We start from the raw sequence: 18,260 nt of genomic DNA, 5'->3' as shown, positions 1-18,260 counted from the left end.
CCTAAAGTGAAAATGAAAAAGTGGTCGTTATCAAACGGCCACTTTTTGCTTTTAGGCTCATGCGAACTGCGGCTTAAGTAACGATGTCCTATTGAGTTTTACCATGGCAAACACCGCGACTAAGACAACGAATGCCGCCAGTGCAAATCCATATTGGGTTGCATTATAGTGGGCAAGTACGGCGATAGCGGTATAGCTGAGGCTTTGAACTGCAGTTGAGAACATCGCTAACCCACCATCGACTCGGCCACGTTGATTGACGTCTACCGTATGGTGCATCCAATTTGTGCGTGCAATACGATTTAGCGCATTGAAAAAACCAAACATCAAAGTGAAGAGCAAAATATAGATCGGTTGCTCGGATAGACTCATACCGGTAAGGGCGATGGCGATGAAAGCCATCGAGTATTGCATCGTGATTTGATGGCGACTCAATGTTAGTAACTTGCCCAGCAAGACGCCAGTCAGTAGGGAGCCAAGTCCAAATGCGATGTTGTAGCCCGCAAACCAGTCGCCGGAAACGTTATTTTCCGCAAACCATATCGGCACCAACTTGCTTAAAAAGGTGAGAATGGGATAGGAGAGGCAAGAGAGTAATATAAACGTATAAAAGCGTGGCTCCCGGGCGAAGATAGTTTTGCTCTCTTTCATTTGCGCTATGAACGCAACCGCATGACTTTGGCGTAGTTGGCGACGATATGGTGTCATAAAGTAACTGCACGCCGCAATCCCAGAGGCGGCAGCCGCGAAGGCGGCAAATTCAAACATACCCCATATTTGGAGTAACAAAACACCAAGCGCGCCAGCACCTAAGGTTGTACCCTGCATGACAATTTCTTGTTTTCCAGAAATCGATGCATACTCGTGACGGTCGTAGTTTTCTTGCGTGAACGCGTTGTTGGTCGCCCATGCAAGGTTGCTCGTGACCCAGAATATAAGCTGCGCACTCGCCAATAACCAAAAGGAACCCAATTCTAACCCATAGGCGAACATGACGATCATGGCTGTCATTGACTGAACGACTTGCACTTCAATGAGTAGAGCTTTGCGTGAGCGTCTATCGATCAAGGTTGCGAAAAAAGGGGTCAAGACAAAAGATGTCACAGTACAAGCCAGCGCAACCAAGGCAACCAAGGTACCCATGTTCGGCGATTGAAGCATTATCCAAGGCAGCGCCATCATGAACAGCCCAGAAGAGATTCCGTCGAAAAAACGCCCTGTGAGATAGGGAAAGGTTCTATTGTTTGAGAGTCGCTTCATAAAATTTCCTTATGTGAATCAGCTAACTTGATGCTACTCTAAAACCTCAAGTTAACTTAAGGTAAAGTCATTTTTTAATATTTCGAGGCTGATATGGAAATGAGCGTAGGAGAGGTGGCACGACGTGCCGGGATAAAAGTATCCGCCCTCCATTTTTATGAACAAAAGGGCTTAATATACAGTTGGAGAAACCAGGGCAATCAGAGACGATATCACCGCAGCGTTCTTAGAAGAATTGCGGTAATCAAAGCGGCACAAGAAGTAGGTCTAACACTGGAAGAGATTGTCCAGTCTCTGCAGCATCTACCTAAACATCAGGCTCCTAATCGTGAGCAATGGGATCGTATGGCGTCGGGCTGGAAAGATATGTTAGAGCACCGAATACAACAACTAAAAGCGTTGCAGGATGACCTTGGTGGTTGCATTGGTTGTGGTTGCCTCTCAATGGAATCATGTGCCATCTATAATCCGCAAGATATTCGTGCAGAGACCTTTAAAGGTAAAACGCTGCTCACCAACCCCGAAGAATGGTCACAGAGAGAGCGCGAAGCCGAGTAATAATGGTAAGGTCAAAATACTGAAGAAATTTCCAAACAGTACCATAGACGCCACTTTCGCTGGCTCAATCTGAAAACGTTCTGCAAATAGGTAGTTCATGACCGCAGGGGGGAGCATAGTAAATAACACCATCATCTGTAGCTGCATGGTTGGAAGCGGAATGAAGAAGTAGATCACCGCGAAGGCAATAGCACCGGTGAACAGGGATTGCAGTGTACACAGAACGCCAATTTTCAGCCCGCTGAGTCTCATGTTGCACATTTGCGCGCCCAGTGAGAGTAGCATCACCGGTACTGCAGCTTGGCCTAATAATACGGTTGCCTCATAGAGTGGCTGCCACACGCCAATACCTGAAAAATTGAGGATAAGCGCGCTCATCGCTGCCAAGAAAATCGGCATTTTGATAATCTGCTTGGCAGGATTTCCTTCACTTAACAGCGTTAATCCCACACTAATATGCAGGCAAGCTGAGACGACAAATAGCAATACGGCAGGAGCCAGTGCACTGTCACCAAAGGTATAGGTAAACAAGGGGATCGCTAGGTTACCACTATTACGGAACATGTGCGGCGGAGCCCATGTTTTATATCTTAGCTTAGAGAGCCTGCAGAGAGGAATCATCACCAGTCCGGGCATTAGAACAGCAACGATTGATGCACTTAAAAGAGGAACTTGGTTAACATCAAGCGGCATAGCAACCAGTGATGAGAACACCAGCGCTGGAGTAAATGTGTCCATGTTAATGCGATTGATGGGCTTAAAATCGGGTTTTAGCCAACGTCCAACGATAAATCCCACAACTATCAATGCAAATACCGGAAAGAGTATTCCGACCACTTGTTGCAACATATTTCACCCTGAACTGACCACCATCCTAAATACCAAACTAACTGATTTGTCGAAGATTACATAGCCTGAGGTGGTAAATATTCTCGCGGGCTACTGGTTTTTATACTTATGTAGAAGTTCGAGAGGAATGTGGCAATAATCATTTGGAAAGCGTGAAAGTCGATCTTGGTGTTCTTCATCACTTTTCACATAGTTGCTGAGCAGTTTTACTTCAACAGCAATCTTTTCACTATCGGAGCGACGAGCAATATAGTCGCGAGCCGAAATTAGATGTGCTTCATTGTCGCTGTAAATACCTGTTCGGTATTTCTCACCAATATCTTCGCCTTGTTGATTTACGCTATATGGATCAATGATTTCAAACAGATATTCCATTAACTCGGCTATTGAAATTTTGTTTGAATCAAACTGGGTGCGGACACATTCTGCGTAGCCATCGTATTCGCTAGTGGTGGTGTTCGTCGTTCCGTTGGCCCTTCCTGCTTCGGTGGTCACGACACCTGGAAGGTGCTTGATAAATTCTTGTACTCCCCACAGGCAGCCACCAGCAATATAAATTTCTTCTAACACAGGACTTTTCCATTATGAATTTGCAGCGATAGTAGTACAGATTATCTGGTTGATAAACGGCTGTTGGTGTTTAAATCATATTCATCGCCTATAACGCACCAAATTGAACGAAACTTTTTTTAGGGCAAGCACATACGGAAAACGAAAAACACCCCCCTTAACGTCTCGGTTTAATGCCTTAAATTCGCGATTTTTAGGGGTTTTAAGTGTTTGATTTTTAGATATTTATTTTTGTGGAAAATCAGACGTTTACAATGGTAGCCTTGCGTCTAACAAGGAGACACTATGATTAAATCCGATGCAATTTTTGAATTTGAAGACTTTTCTAACCAAGATCTGAAAAACAGTCTTTTTGAGCGTTGTCAGTTTATAAGATGCAATTTTGGCCGCGCTGATTTAACAGAGGCGAGATTTACCGACTGTCGATTTATCGAACCCCAAGCAATAGAATCTTGCAGTTTCCAACATGCAAACTTAAAAGATGCGAGCTTTAGCAACTGTATGCTTGCAATGTGCCAGTTCGTCGGGGCCGATTGTTTTGGTATCGAACTGCGCAAATGTGACCTTAAAGGAGCTAACTTCCAAAGGGCCAATTTTGCAAATCATATTAGCCATAAAGCTTATTTTTGTTCGGCTTATATTACAGGGTGTAATCTTTCCTATAGCAATTTTGAGCGGGTACTACTGGAAAAATGTGAACTGTTTGAAAATCGTTGGAATGGAGCCAACCTATTTGGCGCAAACTTGCAAGGCGCTGATCTTTCGGGTGGCGAGTTCAGCGCCGAGCAGTGGGGATCATTTAACCTAGAGCACAGCAATCTCACTCACGTCGATTTAGAAGGTCTGAACCTACGTAAGGTCTCTATGGTTGGGGTAAAAATATCTGATTGGCAGCAGGCCCAATTGTTAGAGTCGCTAGGGTTAGTCGTTCTATAGTGATCTACTTTTGTGACGACTGACAGATTTACGCTTTCTTTATGCACTAGATTGAGCAGAAAATGAGCTGGTAATTTAAATATCTCAATCTATAGTCTAGATTTATATGTGCTAGGTTTCTTATTTGGGCTGAGTGCTTCTAGAATGCCGATTTTAAACAATAAAAAAATGGCGTTTGGTGGGTTTGTATTGCTGCTATGTACAGTAATTGTTGGCGTCATTATTGGGATAGCGCCAAACACTAAGCTGTCTTCGTCAAAAATTAAAATAGGGGTGTCAGTGACACCTCTTTCTTCGCCATTTCTGGTCGCAGAACAGCTTGGCTTGTTCAAACAACTTGGTCTTGATGTAACGCTTTATCCTTGTTCGGGTGGCGCTGCATGTACACAGCTTATGCTTGATCGTAGTGTTGATTATGCAACGGCTTCCGAATCAGTTGTTATGTTCCAAAGCTTTGCAAGGGATGACCTTTCACTAATTGTCAGTTTTGTCGAATCAGACAACGACCTTAAACTTCTCACATTAAACCCGGTCAATATACGTAGTGTATTGGATCTGGCGGGAAAAAAGGTTGGAATCATCAAAGGCTCTGCAAGCGAGTTCTATTTTGACTCTGTATTGATCAGCAATAACGCCCAGCATATTGAGGTTGAGAAGGTTTACCTTCAACCGAAAGAATTGGTCCCGTCTCTGTTATCTTATCGTGTCGACGCTATTTCTGCATGGGAACCGATGGGCTTTGAAGCGGATTTGCTATCTGTCGCTGAGGTGTCCAATTTGGGCACCAAAGGTGTCTACCAACTTTCATTTAATTTAATTGCTCGCTCTCCTTACTTGGAATTTGTCGGTGATGAACCTGTTCGTCTTTTACGTGCTCTCGATATGTCCATTGAGTGGATAAACAGCAACCCCGAAAGTGCATTGACGTTGATTGCCAAACGTCTAGAAATTCCGCTTAACCAAGTGCAGTGGTCATGGGATGACTATCTGTTTCGACTCTCGCTCGGCAACTCGTTACTTTCTAATTTGCAGTTACAGTCACGATGGGCTTTAGAAAGTGGTCATGTTTCTGGTTCACCACCAGATTTTCGTGAGCTTTTTTATAGCTATCCACTTCAGCAAGCCGTAGCGTTAAGGAACTAAGCTATGTTGATGGTTGACTCGCTGTTTAAAAAAATGTTTGTTTTATCAACGACAACTATGATTCTGACGCTGTTCATTGTGGTCTCGTTCGTTAAGATTAATGATCAGCAAAAAGTGACGAAAGCAGAACTCGATCAGATTATTGACCTGCAATTGTGCGTCGATCTTCTTAGAAGCCAGTTGTGGGTGCTCCAGCAGTTTAGTGACGCCTCAAGTTTTAACCAGATTGGTTCGGTTCAGGCGGAACTGACCACTAAGCTTACTGCTTATAAAGGCAACAACCTGCAACTGGATAATATTCAACGTATGAATCACAGCTTGCACACGTTGTTGTTAAAGGAGAAAAGTCTTTACTTCGCCCCTCAGGGACAGAGTCAGAGTCAGGTCAATTCGAGCTTATCTGCCCGAGCGTTAATCCATTCCCGATACAATATGATTGTGCAAAATATGACAGAAGAGCTGGCTTATGTTCATCAATTGGTTCTTAACCGTAACGCATCTCATCTCGCAAATGTAATGTCTACGGCGGCCGCGTGGTTAATTCTCTGTTCAATCTTGGTCAGTCTTACTGCTTGGTTAATCTTATTCCGCTTTAAATCTGGTGCGGAAGCAATGAAAACTGCAATCTTGAATTTAGCCCAAGGCCGCCTAGATACCAAGGTTCAGGCGGTCAAAATGGATAGTGAGTTTCGCGTTATTGCTAATTTCTTTAACCAGATGACGGTATCATTGAGTCAATCGACAGTGACAAAGAAAGAGCTTGAAGAAGAAATTATCCGCCAGACTGAGCAGCTTAAGTATAAGCAGAATCAATTGTTGTTCCTTTCTGAACATGATTCGTTGACCAATTTGATGAACAGAAGAGCTTTTGATAAACAACTTGAGCAATCGATAATCAAGGCGCGACGTTCCGGTCATAAATTAGCGGTACTGTTTATCGATCTAGATGATTTTAAGGTCATCAATGACTGCTATGGCCATGATGCCGGTGACTATATGCTGGTTAAGGTCGCGGAACGCTTATTAGATTGCGTGCGCGAGTCTGATATCGTTGGCCGGATTGGTGGTGACGAGTTTGTGGTGTGTTTAGATTTACTCAATGACTTGGAAGGCATACCGAGAAAGATACAGCAAATTAGTGCCGCAATTCAGCGACCAGTCCTATTTGAAGAGTGTGAGCTAAGTGTAGGCTCGAGTATTGGTATTGCCTGCTATCCAGACCAAGGCTCAAGTAAGGCTGCTTTGATTAGCATTGCAGACAAAGCGATGTATGTGCAAAAAGAGAGCAAAGATCGTAACGCGCTGGAGAAACGACAAAAATTAGCCGTTCAAGAGGACAAAAAGGTTATCGAAATGTTCTCACAACATAACAAGCAATAACACAGTGTAAATTTGGCTTAACACTTACTATTTTGGCTATTTGAGCCAAATTCTAGACTTCTTTGTTAATAATCGACATTTTATGCGGGTTTGATTCACCTCATTTTTGTGAATTGTTTGGGATAGGAAGTCAAAGAATGGATAAAGAACATAGTATGCGTGAGAATTTGCTCGCGCTGATTCTTGGAAGTGCCCTAGTGTCTCTGGGCGTTATTTTTTTCAATAAAGTTGGATTACTGACGGGCGGAACGGCAGGTTTGGCGATTTTTTTGACTAAAGTGAGTGACTTTAGCTTTGGCCAAGTCTTTTTTGTCCTTAATCTACCTTTCTACATCCTCTCTACAACTCGTATGGGTTGGCGTTTTACGCTCAATACGTTTATCGCTGTATCTATCGTGTCATTTGCCGTAGACCATTTGCATCATGTTATTGAAATTGCGCGCATTGATCCGTTTTATGCAGCCTTGCTAGGCGGGGGAATGATCGGTATCGGAATGCTGGTAATTTTCCGCCACAAGATGAGCTTAGGTGGTTTTAATATCTTAGCGCTATTCTTGCAGGAACGATTTGGAATCCGTGCAGGTAAAGTTCAAATGGCTCTCGACTGCACAATTGTTGTTCTGTCACTGTTTATCGTCGATATATCCTTGATCCTTCTTTCCGTTATGGGGGCGATCGCAACCAACTTAATTTTGGCGATGAATCATAAGCCGGGAAGATATCAACCCCAAGCCACTGCGGCTTAACAACAAGTCATAGTCAAGAAGGCTTAGCGTACGCTAAGCCTTTTTCTTTATTGATTATTGAGTATTTGGTTAAACGTTCTGATGTCTTGCTCCACTATCGAAAAACCATTGTGACAGGCTGCATGGAGTGTTGCTGTGTATTCGATGTTGAAGTAACGAAATAGCTCGCTAAAGAAACCTTGAAATATTGGGCATAAATGCTGTTGGCCTGAGCTGGTGACAACAAAACCGCGCTTGGATTCGAGTGCGCGAGCTTTAGGTTTGAGTGTGGCAACTTCAAGCAACTCGGTCATACGATCAATAAGTGCTTTCATTGGTGCAGTGACCGAATACCAATAGATGGGAGAGGCGAACACAAGGTTGTCCGAACTAAGCATCTTTTCCACCAACGAATAGAAGTCATCGCTAGGATAGTCGTTTCCATAACGATAGGGGGTTATGGTCAGAGTATCAATATCGATAACTTCTATTGAGTGATTGGCTTTTATCTTTTCAACCGCTTTGGCGGTATTGCCATGTTTGTTAGCACTTGAAAATAAGATTAACGTCTTCATCTATAAGTCCTTTTTGGTACTGAGATATGAATAGATGAAAGGACTATAAAACCTTAACTTAGCTTGAGGTAAAGAGGTTTTTCACTCAATATCTAACAACTGCGACAAGCGCTCAATACTTGTAACATCTGTAGGGACGTACTCTCTTGCGGGGTTGTAATAAACAGCATGCAAACCTGCTTCTATCGCAGGATAAATATCTTTACTTAAACTATCACCGACCATGGTAACTTGAGACGCGCTATCCCCAAGTGATTCAAGAATTGCTAAGTAAAAGTCTGCGCTGTTTTTCTCAAGCCCTAGGTTGGCTTTACAGAAGTAGCCATTGATATATGAATCTAAACCCACGCGTTCGAAAGCACGTTGTATTTCTGCTTCACTTGAATCCTGCGCGCTGGTCGCAACATAAATCGTATGTTGTTGGCTTAGTTGCTTAAGTGTCTGTTCCGACTCTGCAACCGCTTCGACATGGGACCAAAGATACATTTTCCCGCTTTGACTTGGAAAATCTATCATCAGTGTGTCGCCCCAATCAAAAAGATAAACGTGGCTCATTCTAATCTCCTGTTTTCCTTGCTCAAAACTTATTCTATCGGTATCAGGTAAATTTGACCATATGTTGATAATATTTACCATGTGAATGGTTTTGGTTTTCAGCTTCTAAGGCTATCCCATTGTAATGTATATAAATATTACTTGGCATTTGATTTGCTGTATGGGTGTGCAGTTGATGAAGCATCCAATTTCTAAGAATAGATAATTGGAATTTATAAAACTTATCTTTTGCTTGGATAGTTTTCGCGATATTGATGTCGAAGCTCTATCACTACGTATATAACAATAATGACAAACAAGGAATTCAAATGACGATTAAGCCGTTACGTTGGTTGCTGCCCTTTATCATAATGGGTGGCGCGTATGCTGGGTATGCCGCAATTGCTTCAACGGCCCCTGAACCATTGGAAAGTAAGCCGCCCAAAGCTCCGCCTGTTGTTAAGGTATCTCGAGTATTGTCGAGTGATCACAAAGTTGTGATTACCAGCCACGGCGAACTTCAACCCGTTGAAGTCACTCAACTATCAGCGCAAGTCTCCGGAGAAGTGGTTAGTTGGCACCCTAATTTTGTTGTTGGTGGTGTCGTTAAGCGTGGCGAAGTGCTATTTCGCATCGAAAATGACAATTATCAAGCTGCGGTGTTACAAGCTGAAGCGCAGTTGGCGAGCGCACGTGCTGCTTTAATTGAAGAGAAAGCCAAGGCTGAGGTTGCAGCGCGTCAGGCTAAAAACCTCCCTCAGAAACAAGTCACGGATCTGTACTTGCGCAAGCCACAGCTACTCAGTGCCGATGCACAGGTAAAATCAGCGATGGCAGAACTCAAGCGTGCTACACGAGATCTAGAAAACTGCAACGTGGTTGCACCTTACGACGCGTTAGTGGTAGCGAAACAAATTGGTGTCGGTCAGTTTATTTCAGCGGGAGCACAAGTTGCGGTATTAAATAATGTTGAGGCAGGGGAAATTCACCTTCCTATCGCAGGGTTTGATAGTGCTTTTCTTCCACAAGACTATGCGGGCACCTCGGCTACTGTCATTCAGCATGGGATCGAAAATGTTCAGCGCACTGCGGTGATTGACCGCGATCTGGGTGTTATCGACGCCAGCACACGAATGATCAACCTGGTTGTCCGAGTTGATAACCCTTATGCAATGGAAAGCGATAAAGCACCGATTAAATTTGGTTCTTATGTTGAAGTTCAGTTCGCTGGCAAAGAACTTAAACACATCTATCGTCTCCCACAAGAGCTGGTGAACAACCGTCAAGTTTGGGTGGTGAATAGTGACAATCAATTGGAACCAAGAACCGTCAATGTGCTGCGAGCAGAGAAAGAATTCATGCTCATTAACCAAGGTCTAACGGATGATGACCAAATTGTGCTCACAGTGCCAGAGTACCCGCAGAAAGGGTTGCAGGTTGAAGTCGCGGTACAAGACAATCCATCAAGTTTGTAAGGGTCCATCATGGAAGAGACTAAACAGAAAGGGCTGATAGCCTATTTCGCTAACAACTCCGTTGCGGCCAACTTACTGATGGCATTCATTTTGATTATTGGCACCGTGAGCTTTTTCTTTATTCAACGGCAGATGTTTCCCAACATTGAAGTTAACTACATCAATGTTAGCGCACAGTATCCGGGCGCGTCACCGCAAGAAATTGAAGAAAGCATCCTGATTAAGTTAGAAGAGTCACTTAAAGATGTCACTGGGATCAAAAAGGCGGTGTCAACTGCGTATCGTGGTAGCGGCAGTATTGAGCTTGAAATCGGCGTGGATGAAGATATCGATGCGGTGCTCGACAAGGTAAAGCAAAAGGTCGACTCGACCTCCAACTTCCCTGATGCGATGGAACCCATTCAGGTTTACCAATATGAATGGCGTCAAGATGTGATTGAGATGGCGCTGGTGGGTGACCGTAGCTTGCTTGAGCTGAAACCTATTGCAAAGCAAATTGAAAATGAACTACTACAGCTTAACAATGTTGCACTGGTCGAATTAGGTGCCCCAGACTACGAAATTGCCATCGAGATAGAACCACGTGTGCTGCAAAAGTACAGTTTAACGTTGAACGACGTCAGCAATGCGATCAGACGTTACTCAGCGAACTACTCTGCGGGTGAAGTTAGAACCAACGCGGGGATGATTTCGGTACGTATCGAGAACCAGTACTACAGTGGTGAAGAGTTCAGAGCGATTCCAGTTAAAATTGGAGCCAATGGTGGCAAAGTATTGTTGCAAGATATCGCGACGATAAAAGACGGCTTTACTGAAGATGATCGCTATTTCCGCTATTCAGGTCAAAATGCTATGTATCTTTCGGTCAAAGCGACCAAAGATCAAAACATGGTGACGGTTGCTGAGTCAGTCAAGGCCTACATTGAGCAGAAGAACCAAACACTGCCTGCGGATCTGAAGATCAAAACCTTGGTCGATATGACCTATTACCTCAATGCTCGTCTAGATATGATGCTGAAAAACCTGCTACAAGGTGCCGTGCTGGTAGCCTTAATGTTGAGCCTGTTTTTGCGCGTTAAACTTGCTATGTGGGTGATGGTTGGGTTACCGGTCTGTTTCCTAGGCGCGGTTATGCTCATGCCTGCGATTGGCGTCAGTATCAATATCATTTCGTTGTTTGCTTTTATCATGGTACTCGGCATTGTTGTTGATGATGCGATTGTCATCGGTGAAAGTGCTTACAGTGAAATTGAGAAAAATGGCGGAGGGGTCGAAAATGTTGTCCGCGGTGTGAAACGAGTTGCGACGCCAGCGACATTTGGCGTACTGACTACTATGGCGGTATTTGCCCCGTTCCTGATGTCGAAAGGTATCGAACGAGCATTTTTCTTTGGTATCGCATCGATCGTCATCTTGTGCCTGTTCTTTAGTTTGGTGGAATCTAAGTTAATTCTTCCATCACACTTAGCGCACTCTAATTTCGCACCGATTAAGAAAGGGAGTTGGCGCGATAAATTCAATATCCGCTTCTTCGGGTTTATCAATGGTCCTTATAAGCGGTTTGTTCAGAGGTGTACGTATTGGCGCTGGAGTGTTTTCGCGGGCTTCGCTGCCTTGCTGATCATCAGTATTGCGATGGTTTTAGCGAGTTATGTACGCATTGTCCCTTCGCCGAAAGTTCCGCATGACTTTCCAAGTATAAAACTGGTGATGAACGACAACGTATCGAGCGAACAAACCATCGACGCGTTAAAGCTGATTGAGTCGACGGTATTGACGATTGATGCTGAGATTGAACAAGAGACCGGACAAAAAATGATTCGCGACATTCTCACCTTTAATCAGGGGAGAAAAGAGGGGCGATTGGTGATTCCCTTGGTTGATGAAGAGCTGAGACCGTTTAACACTTTTGAGCTTGCCAGACGTTGGAGAGAAAGACTGCCCAATATACCCGGTCTTAAAATGCTCAATGTTTCTGACAATGTCAATGACGATGAAAAAGGCGATGAGTTTGGTTTCTTATTGTATGGCGCGGATATCGAGAGCTTAAATGCAGCCGGTCGAGAGTTGATCATCAAATTGCAACAGCAAGCAGGTTTGTTTGATATTTCATCGTCGATTGACTCTGGCAGTCAGGAGGTTTTACTTTCGCTCGCACCCGTCGCCTATGACCTTGGGTTAGACCTGTTTGACATTGCGACTCAGGTCGGTGGTAGCTTTTACGGCGGTGAAGCGCAGCGAGTGTTGCGTGATGGCGAAGAAATTAAAGTCATGGTGCGTTATCCACAGCTCACTCGCGAAGCTTTTTCTTCTTTGCGTTACGCCGTCATAACCACGCCAGAAGGGAAGAAAGTGATGCTCGGGGATGTGGTAGAGATACAGCAGAAGCCGGGCGTGAGCAGTATTCGTCGTGAAGGCGGCTATCGTAGTGTCTATGTGTACGGCTCAATTGACGAGGAGCTAGTAGAGCCAAATCAGATTGTCGAACAGATCAATAGTGAAATGATTCCTGACATCCTATCGGCTTACCCAGGCGTTAAAAGTGAGCTTGGTGGCACCATTGAAGAGCAGCAAGCGCAGCAAAATGAACAAATCATCTTTTTTGTCGCGGGGATGATTATTGTTTACATACTGCTTGCTGTGCCATTAAAGAGCTACTCTCAGCCGCTGATTATAATGTCTGTGATCCCGTTTAGCTTAACCGGTGCGATTTGGGGCCATTACTGGTTTGGACTGGATTTGAGCATGATGTCCACGTTTGGACTCATTGCTGCGGCTGGGGTTGTGGTCAATGACTCGCTAGTTATGACGGACTATGTCAACCAAGTTAGGGCGCAAGGAGTGAGTATTAAAGATGCGGTTATCGAAGCCGGGTGCGCACGTTTTCGCGCCATTACTCTTACGTCGATCACGACCTTCGTTGGTGTGTTACCGATTATGTTTGAAACCAGTCTGCAAGCTAGATTTGTAATTCCAATGGCTGTGGCGCTTGGCTTTGCCGTCTTGTTTGCCACCTTGCTGACGCTGATATTGGTGCCTTGCTTGTATCTGATGTTAGAAGATATCAAAGCGCTATTTACTAAGTTGAAAGCTTTAGTGGTGAGACGAAAAAGCAATAACGAGCTTCTAAACTAAACAAAAGCGGGTCAATGTGACCCGCTGTTAATCGACTAAATTTCCTCGTGTTTATGTACCAAACCAAAGTCGGCGAGAACCGAGTAGGCCGCGGGGATCATAAATAGCACCAGTAAGGTTGAGGCAAAGATGCCGAACACAATCGAGATAACCAAAGGCTGAATAACCTGAGCTTGCAAGCTGGTTTCTGTCAGTAAAGGCAGTAAACCGGCCGCCGTGGTCATTGAGGTTAAAAATACCGCTCGGAAACGTTCTCGGCTCGCTTTCACCACTGAGTCGTGAACGCTATCGCCTTCATCAACGTGATGGCGAATATACTGCACCAGCAAGATTGAATCGTTGACCACGATACCTGCGAGGGAAACAAAACCCATCATACTAGGCATGCTAAGCGAATGACCGAGTAATATGTGTCCCCAAACCACGCCAATAAAAGCTAATGGGATAGCGAGCATAACCACCACGGGTTCTAGATAGCTGCGGAACTGATAACTGAGAATTGCAAAAACGCCAAACAGACCAAGCAAGAAGCCTTTGCCCATAGACGCGCCAGTTTCAGCGGTGTCCTTAGCTTCACCTTCAAAATCGAACCTTAGTCCTGGATATTTCGCCATCAGTTTTGCTGCTTCATCGCGTTGGAACTGAGCGATGATCGCCGTTGAGTTGGCTTTGGTGTTGTCGACATCACCAAATACGCTGATGGTTCTTAAGCCATCAATACGCTGAATGCGAACATAGTTGCGCTGAAAGTCTAACGTTGCAATCGTTGCCAATGGTATCTGACTGCCATCCGACATGATGATTGGGAAATTTGCCAGTTGTTGAAGGTCTCCCGCTTGAACTTTATCAAGACGAGCTTCAATCGAGATATTTTCTACGCCAACCTGAATTTCGTCTGCGGTCTGACCGAAAAAGGCGGCACGTAATTGGTTGGCAACCAGTTGGCCATTAATGCCATAAGTTTCTGCACCTGGGCGAAGTTTGACTAGCACTTCTTCCTTACCCATACGCATATCATCAAGCACGCCATGTACGCCATCGAATTCGTTGAGATACTGCTGAATATCAATTGACGCCGCTTTAAGTGCTTCGAGATCATCATGTTTTGCACGGATTTCAATCGCGCGTCCACCAGGTCCCATGGTTGGCTGCTTAAAGACTAGCGAAATGGGATCGGCTAATTCACCGATATCTTGGCGCCAAGCGGCGATGAAATCATCAATAACCGTATTGCGACTCTCTGCGCCAAGTAGATCAAGTCGAACGGTGGCGATGTGAGGCCCCGATTCATTAGCGTCCGCATTGGCGTTAAATTGACTGGTAATGTGCTCAATCAGTGGCACGCCGTTTTCAACAGTTTGCGTCCATTCTTTATCTAGTTTTTTCGCAGATGCTACGATCTTATCGACAACCGCCTCGGTTTGAGACAGTGATGACCCCGGAGGTAGAATGATACGTGCTTCAGCGATATCACCATCGAGTTCAGGGAAGGGCTGAAACTTGAGTAATCCTCCGGCCAATGTTGCCACCGAAATAAGCAGCAGCGCGATGACACCACCAAGGAAGGCGTAACGAAACTCAACCACTTTTTCTACTGCGTTAACTAAGGTTGTGTTGCGAAAGTTCTCAAAGCCATCTAGGAGTTTCTTTTTAAATTTCGCGGGTGGCTTTTCATTTTTCTCCTTATGCAGTGAATGTGACAAGTGGTTAGGCAGAATAAGAAAAGCCTCGACTAAACTTAGCGTTAGAACAAGGATCAACACTTGTGGAACCGCTTTGAGCACAGCGCCCATTTCGCCTTGCAAAAATAGTAAGCTACCGAAGATACACACAGTGGTAAGGAAGGACGACACAACGCCGGGGAGTACTTTTTTCACCCCTTTGATGACGGCGTTATCGACATCTTCGCCTCGATCGAGATGAGCGGCAATCGATTCGGCAATCACAATTGCATCATCCATCATAATCCCGATCGCCATCAGTAAGCCGACCAAAGACATAATGTTGATCGACAGCCCAAGCTGCGCCATCAGGAATAAGCCCCCAAGGAAAGCAACAGGTAAGCCCGCGGCAACCCAGAATGAATAGCGAAGGCTAAAGAACAGCCACATAGTGGCAAATACCAGAACGATACCTTGCCAGCCATTGCGTACCATCATGGTTAAACGATCCCACAGTACCGATGAGAGATCATTGGTAAGCTCGAGTTTGACGCCATCTGGTGCAATCGCTTGTTGTTGTTCAACGAACTGGGCAACACGCTCCTTGATTCTTAGCGCGTCGTCTTCTTTGTTCTTGCTGACTTTGAGCAGGGCAGAAGGGTGGCCATCAAACAGTACTTTCTGTTCGTCTAACTCGAAACGATCAGTAATGGTTGCGATGTCCTTAAGTCGAATCTGTGAGCCATTTGGCCCAGAACCAACAACGATCGACTCTAGTTGCTGCGGTGTAATTCGTCTTTCATCAAAACGGATCAGAAAGTTCTTGTCTGGTGTTTCAACATTACCACTTGGTAATTTAATATTCTGTCGGCCAATTTGAGTGGCAATATCACCCACACTTAAGCCGAGTTGACGCATCGCTTGTGAGTCTAGTTCGACGCGATACTGATGATCAGAAAACCCTGCCACATCAACCAAAGAAACATCATAATCAAGCTTTAATGTGCGCTTAAGCTGTTCCGCGTAGGCTTTGAGTTCAGGCCAGCTTGTGTCTGCAGTAATTGCTACGTCCACGACAGGTTCGTTCCAGTCGAGTTCTTGTACCACGGGAGACTCAATCTCTTGAGGGAAGTCATTGATCGAGTTGATTTGAGTCTGCACATCGACCAACATGCGCCCGATATCGGCTTTCTCATTGAGTTTTAGAATCAGTCTTGCCGAGCCTTCAATCGCTTCACACTGTGTTTCTTCGATATTGGCTAGGCCGTCAACCGCATCTTCCATGCGAACACAGATGCTCTCTTCGACTTCTTGTGGCGACGCGCCGGGGTAGACGACACCAGCCATTATGTAGGGTGGGTCGAATTCAGGGAAAGTTTCCCGCTTGATGCTGGAGAGTGAGGTCAACCCCATTACCAGCAAGCTCAGCATAAGCAGGTTTGCAGCTGTTGGGTGTTTAGAGAAGAATCGTATCATAGTGACGACTCCTCTGTGCCACTGTCTGCTTCTTTCAACAACATGCCATTAATCGCTGGCAGTAGATCGTTGAGGATCAACTTATCACCTTGCTCCAATTGCCCATCAATGATGACTTGATTGTCTCGGCGATAGAGCACCAACACTGGTTTAATCTCAAGTTTGTTGTCCTCTCCCATGAGATAGATTTTATCGCCGTGAAGGGCACGTTCTGGGATCACCCAGCTTGGGTTTTGCTGCCCTTCGATAAATGCTCTGACAAACATGCCGTTGACAAGTGGCGGTACTGAGCTTGGATTGAGATGACGATAATCTTGTTCGATCTCTAGTATCACGCCCGCTGTGGCCTGATTGGGGTCAACAGTTTCGCTGATTCGGCTCACTTTTGCAGGCCAACTTACTTTCATATTACCGCTGCTTAGTTCAATGCTTGCGTCTATAAAGGTCATATCTGGTTGGGGAATGCCTGATGGATCACGATTAAACTCGCCGATACTTGAGGCGAGCGTGTGCATATCGTGGATAGACAGTTGAGCTTCGACCTCCATCACGTTCATACCATGTGCAGTTACCATGGTTTGTTGCAGGTTAACGACCTGATTCTGCTCGATATCAACCTGAGAGATACGCAGATCATCGGGTAACGTAATGATGGTTTTTTCCAGTGAACGTTGTGCTTCTTCTACTTTAGACAAGTTCACTTTGACTAAGGCTTCGGCGACCCGCTTTTCGTCGGGCATCAAAGCGATTTGATTCTCAATATCGAGCACTAGCTTGCGCTGGGAGAGTGCGCTTTGTTCTTGCTGATCAACGTCCGATTGTGAAGTCAGCCCTTTTGTCCTTAAATTTTGTTTACGTTCCAACTCTTTGTTAGCGATAACTAGACGGTTACGCTCTATTTTTAGCGTCTGGTGGAGGTTTTGTTCTTCTTGGTTTAACTTGGCGAGAGAAGTTTGAGCAGATTTGAGGTCCGCCTGAGCTTGAACCAGTTTGAGTTCATAGTCGAGTGGATCGATACGTAAAATTTCTGTTCCCGCTGGAAGAACTTGGCCTTTTTCGAGCTTAGGATGGCGGTAGACGATTTTTCCTGTCACTTCAGCGATGGCTTTCCATTCAACTTTAGGCGTGATTTTGCCGTAACCAATCGCCTGAGGGGCCATAGCGCGCAGTTGCAATGGCACAGTATCAACCAAACGTGCTCGGTCGCCAGCGGGTTTAACTGGGAGATCCGGTTTTAGTTTGACCGCCAGCACTAGGGTAATGACGCCAACGGCTAGCGCTGGAAAAAACAGTAGTTTTTTATTGATTTTCATAAATGTTGTTCCTGCAGATCGTTGGGCTGAAGAATGCCATTTGTCATCAGTTTTATGTTGTGTTCTAACAGTTGGTTAAGGAATTCTTCAGAAAGCTCAATGCCATGAATGGCAAGCAGAGATTGGGGAGCGATAAAAGGGAAAACCATCAAGCTGATAAACGAAACTTTACATAGCTTAGGGTCTGCGTCAGGTTTTAAAACTTTACTCTCGATAAGTCGATCAAACATCACCATTTGCATCGGCTGACTAATGTCAGTGAAAACCTTTTCAAGTAGCTTACGCTGTACTTCAGAGCTATCCATGTGCATAACTTGGAATACTAAGCGAGGAAACTGAGGGACTTTGAACATTTCCCGATAGTAGGTGCGCATAATGTCGAGAAAGTTCTTCTGAGAACTTTCTCGCACCATGAGTTCAATCTGTTTTTTCATTGGCTTAAGCGTTTCCCGAAGGACAGTTTCAAATAAGCCTTCCTTATTGCCAAAGTAATAGCGAATCATGGCGACGTTGACACCCGCTCGATTTGCGATGCGGCGAGTCGATACTTTATCGTAGGCCATGATGGTGAAGAGCTCACGAGCGTGATCGATAAGCTTTTGTCTAGCATCAATACTGTCACTGGGACGACCTGCTTTTCTGCTGGTTTCTGCCACAAGTTAACTCTCAT

General features: G+C 44.9%; 15 protein-coding genes. 7 read left to right on the top strand and 8 right to left on the bottom strand.

Annotation, left to right across the window (positions count from 1 at the left end):
- Window positions 1–57 precede the first annotated feature (57 nt).
- Window positions 58–1,260: an MFS transporter gene (locus TW81_RS11060; protein ID WP_045955778.1), complete on the bottom strand. Its 1,203-nt coding sequence runs from the start codon at window positions 1,258–1,260 to the stop codon at window positions 58–60.
- 93 nt (window positions 1,261–1,353) lie between these two features.
- Between TW81_RS11060 and soxR the strand changes: the two genes are divergently transcribed.
- Entirely contained in the window at window positions 1,354–1,818 is a 465-nt protein-coding gene (soxR, locus tag TW81_RS11055) for a redox-sensitive transcriptional activator SoxR (RefSeq protein WP_045955777.1), read from the top strand.
- On the opposite strand, the gene TW81_RS11050 is transcribed toward soxR, so the two are convergent.
- Together TW81_RS11050 and TW81_RS11045 are read right to left on the bottom strand one after the other, a co-directional pair.
- Entirely contained in the window at window positions 1,792–2,667 is an 876-nt protein-coding gene (locus TW81_RS11050; protein WP_045955776.1) for an AEC family transporter, read from the bottom strand. The two genes, soxR and TW81_RS11050, sit on opposite strands and share 27 nt — an antisense overlap.
- Before the next feature lie 90 nt (window positions 2,668–2,757).
- Window positions 2,758–3,237 carry a peptide-methionine (S)-S-oxide reductase gene (locus tag TW81_RS11045; RefSeq protein ID WP_045955775.1) on the bottom strand — a complete coding sequence of 160 codons (480 nt, stop codon included), beginning with the start codon at window positions 3,235–3,237 and terminating at the stop codon, window positions 2,758–2,760.
- A 285-nt stretch (window positions 3,238–3,522) separates the two neighbouring features.
- Between TW81_RS11045 and TW81_RS11040 the strand changes: the two genes are divergently transcribed.
- The 4 genes from TW81_RS11040 (at window position 3,523) to TW81_RS11025 (ending at window position 7,442) form a co-directional block, all read left to right on the top strand.
- The gene (locus TW81_RS11040; protein ID WP_045955774.1) at window positions 3,523–4,173 is read left to right on the top strand and encodes a Qnr family pentapeptide repeat protein; all 651 of its coding nucleotides are present in this window, start codon (window positions 3,523–3,525) and stop codon (window positions 4,171–4,173) included.
- Window positions 4,174–4,317: 144 nt separating this feature from the next.
- A complete protein-coding gene (locus TW81_RS11035; RefSeq protein WP_045955773.1) occupies window positions 4,318–5,316 on the top strand; it encodes an ABC transporter substrate-binding protein in 999 nt (332 codons plus the stop codon).
- Window positions 5,317–5,319: 3 nt separating this feature from the next.
- The gene (locus TW81_RS11030) at window positions 5,320–6,696 is read left to right on the top strand and encodes a diguanylate cyclase domain-containing protein (protein WP_338061732.1); all 1,377 of its coding nucleotides are present in this window, start codon (window positions 5,320–5,322) and stop codon (window positions 6,694–6,696) included.
- Window positions 6,697–6,833: 137 nt separating this feature from the next.
- Complete coding sequence (locus TW81_RS11025) at window positions 6,834–7,442, top strand: YitT family protein (RefSeq protein ID WP_045955772.1); 609 nt, start codon at window positions 6,834–6,836, stop codon at window positions 7,440–7,442.
- A gap of 47 nt (window positions 7,443–7,489) precedes the next feature.
- Here TW81_RS11025 and TW81_RS11020 read toward each other — a convergent pair whose 3' ends face one another.
- Together TW81_RS11020 and TW81_RS11015 are read right to left on the bottom strand one after the other, a co-directional pair.
- Window positions 7,490–7,996 carry a flavodoxin family protein gene (locus tag TW81_RS11020; protein WP_045955771.1) on the bottom strand — a complete coding sequence of 169 codons (507 nt, stop codon included), beginning with the start codon at window positions 7,994–7,996 and terminating at the stop codon, window positions 7,490–7,492.
- Between the two features lie 81 nt (window positions 7,997–8,077).
- Window positions 8,078–8,551: an HAD family hydrolase gene (locus TW81_RS11015; RefSeq protein WP_045955770.1), complete on the bottom strand. Its 474-nt coding sequence runs from the start codon at window positions 8,549–8,551 to the stop codon at window positions 8,078–8,080.
- Between the two features lie 308 nt (window positions 8,552–8,859).
- Here TW81_RS11015 and TW81_RS11010 point away from each other — a divergent pair, with 308 nt between their 5' ends.
- Both TW81_RS11010 and TW81_RS11005 read left to right on the top strand, forming a co-directional pair.
- Entirely contained in the window at window positions 8,860–10,005 is a 1,146-nt protein-coding gene (locus TW81_RS11010) for an efflux RND transporter periplasmic adaptor subunit (protein WP_045955769.1), read from the top strand.
- A 9-nt stretch (window positions 10,006–10,014) separates the two neighbouring features.
- Window positions 10,015–13,140 (top strand): efflux RND transporter permease subunit, encoded by a 3,126-nt coding sequence (locus TW81_RS11005; protein WP_045955768.1) that lies wholly within the window; start codon window positions 10,015–10,017, stop codon window positions 13,138–13,140.
- A 35-nt stretch (window positions 13,141–13,175) separates the two neighbouring features.
- Here the strand turns inward: TW81_RS11005 and TW81_RS11000 are convergent, their stop codons facing one another.
- Genes TW81_RS11000 through TW81_RS10990 form a run of 3 tightly spaced genes read right to left on the bottom strand, consistent with a single transcriptional unit; the run spans window position 13,176 to window position 18,246 of the window.
- Window positions 13,176–16,277 (bottom strand): efflux RND transporter permease subunit, encoded by a 3,102-nt coding sequence (locus TW81_RS11000; protein ID WP_045955767.1) that lies wholly within the window; start codon window positions 16,275–16,277, stop codon window positions 13,176–13,178.
- Complete coding sequence (locus TW81_RS10995) at window positions 16,274–17,590, bottom strand: efflux RND transporter periplasmic adaptor subunit (RefSeq protein ID WP_045955766.1); 1,317 nt, start codon at window positions 17,588–17,590, stop codon at window positions 16,274–16,276. The genes TW81_RS11000 and TW81_RS10995 overlap by 4 nt, the downstream gene beginning before the upstream one ends.
- Window positions 17,587–18,246, bottom strand: coding sequence for a TetR/AcrR family transcriptional regulator (locus TW81_RS10990; protein ID WP_045955765.1), 660 nt, complete (start codon window positions 18,244–18,246; stop codon window positions 17,587–17,589). Before TW81_RS10990 ends, TW81_RS10995 begins: the two co-directional genes overlap by 4 nt.
- Between the last annotated feature and the right edge of the window lie 14 nt (window positions 18,247–18,260).

Source organism: Vibrio galatheae (assembly GCF_000967545.1).
Classification (GTDB): domain Bacteria; phylum Pseudomonadota; class Gammaproteobacteria; order Enterobacterales; family Vibrionaceae; genus Vibrio; species Vibrio galatheae.
Note: the sequence above shows the minus strand (reverse complement) of the source record. Positions and strands in the feature narration are given on the sequence as shown.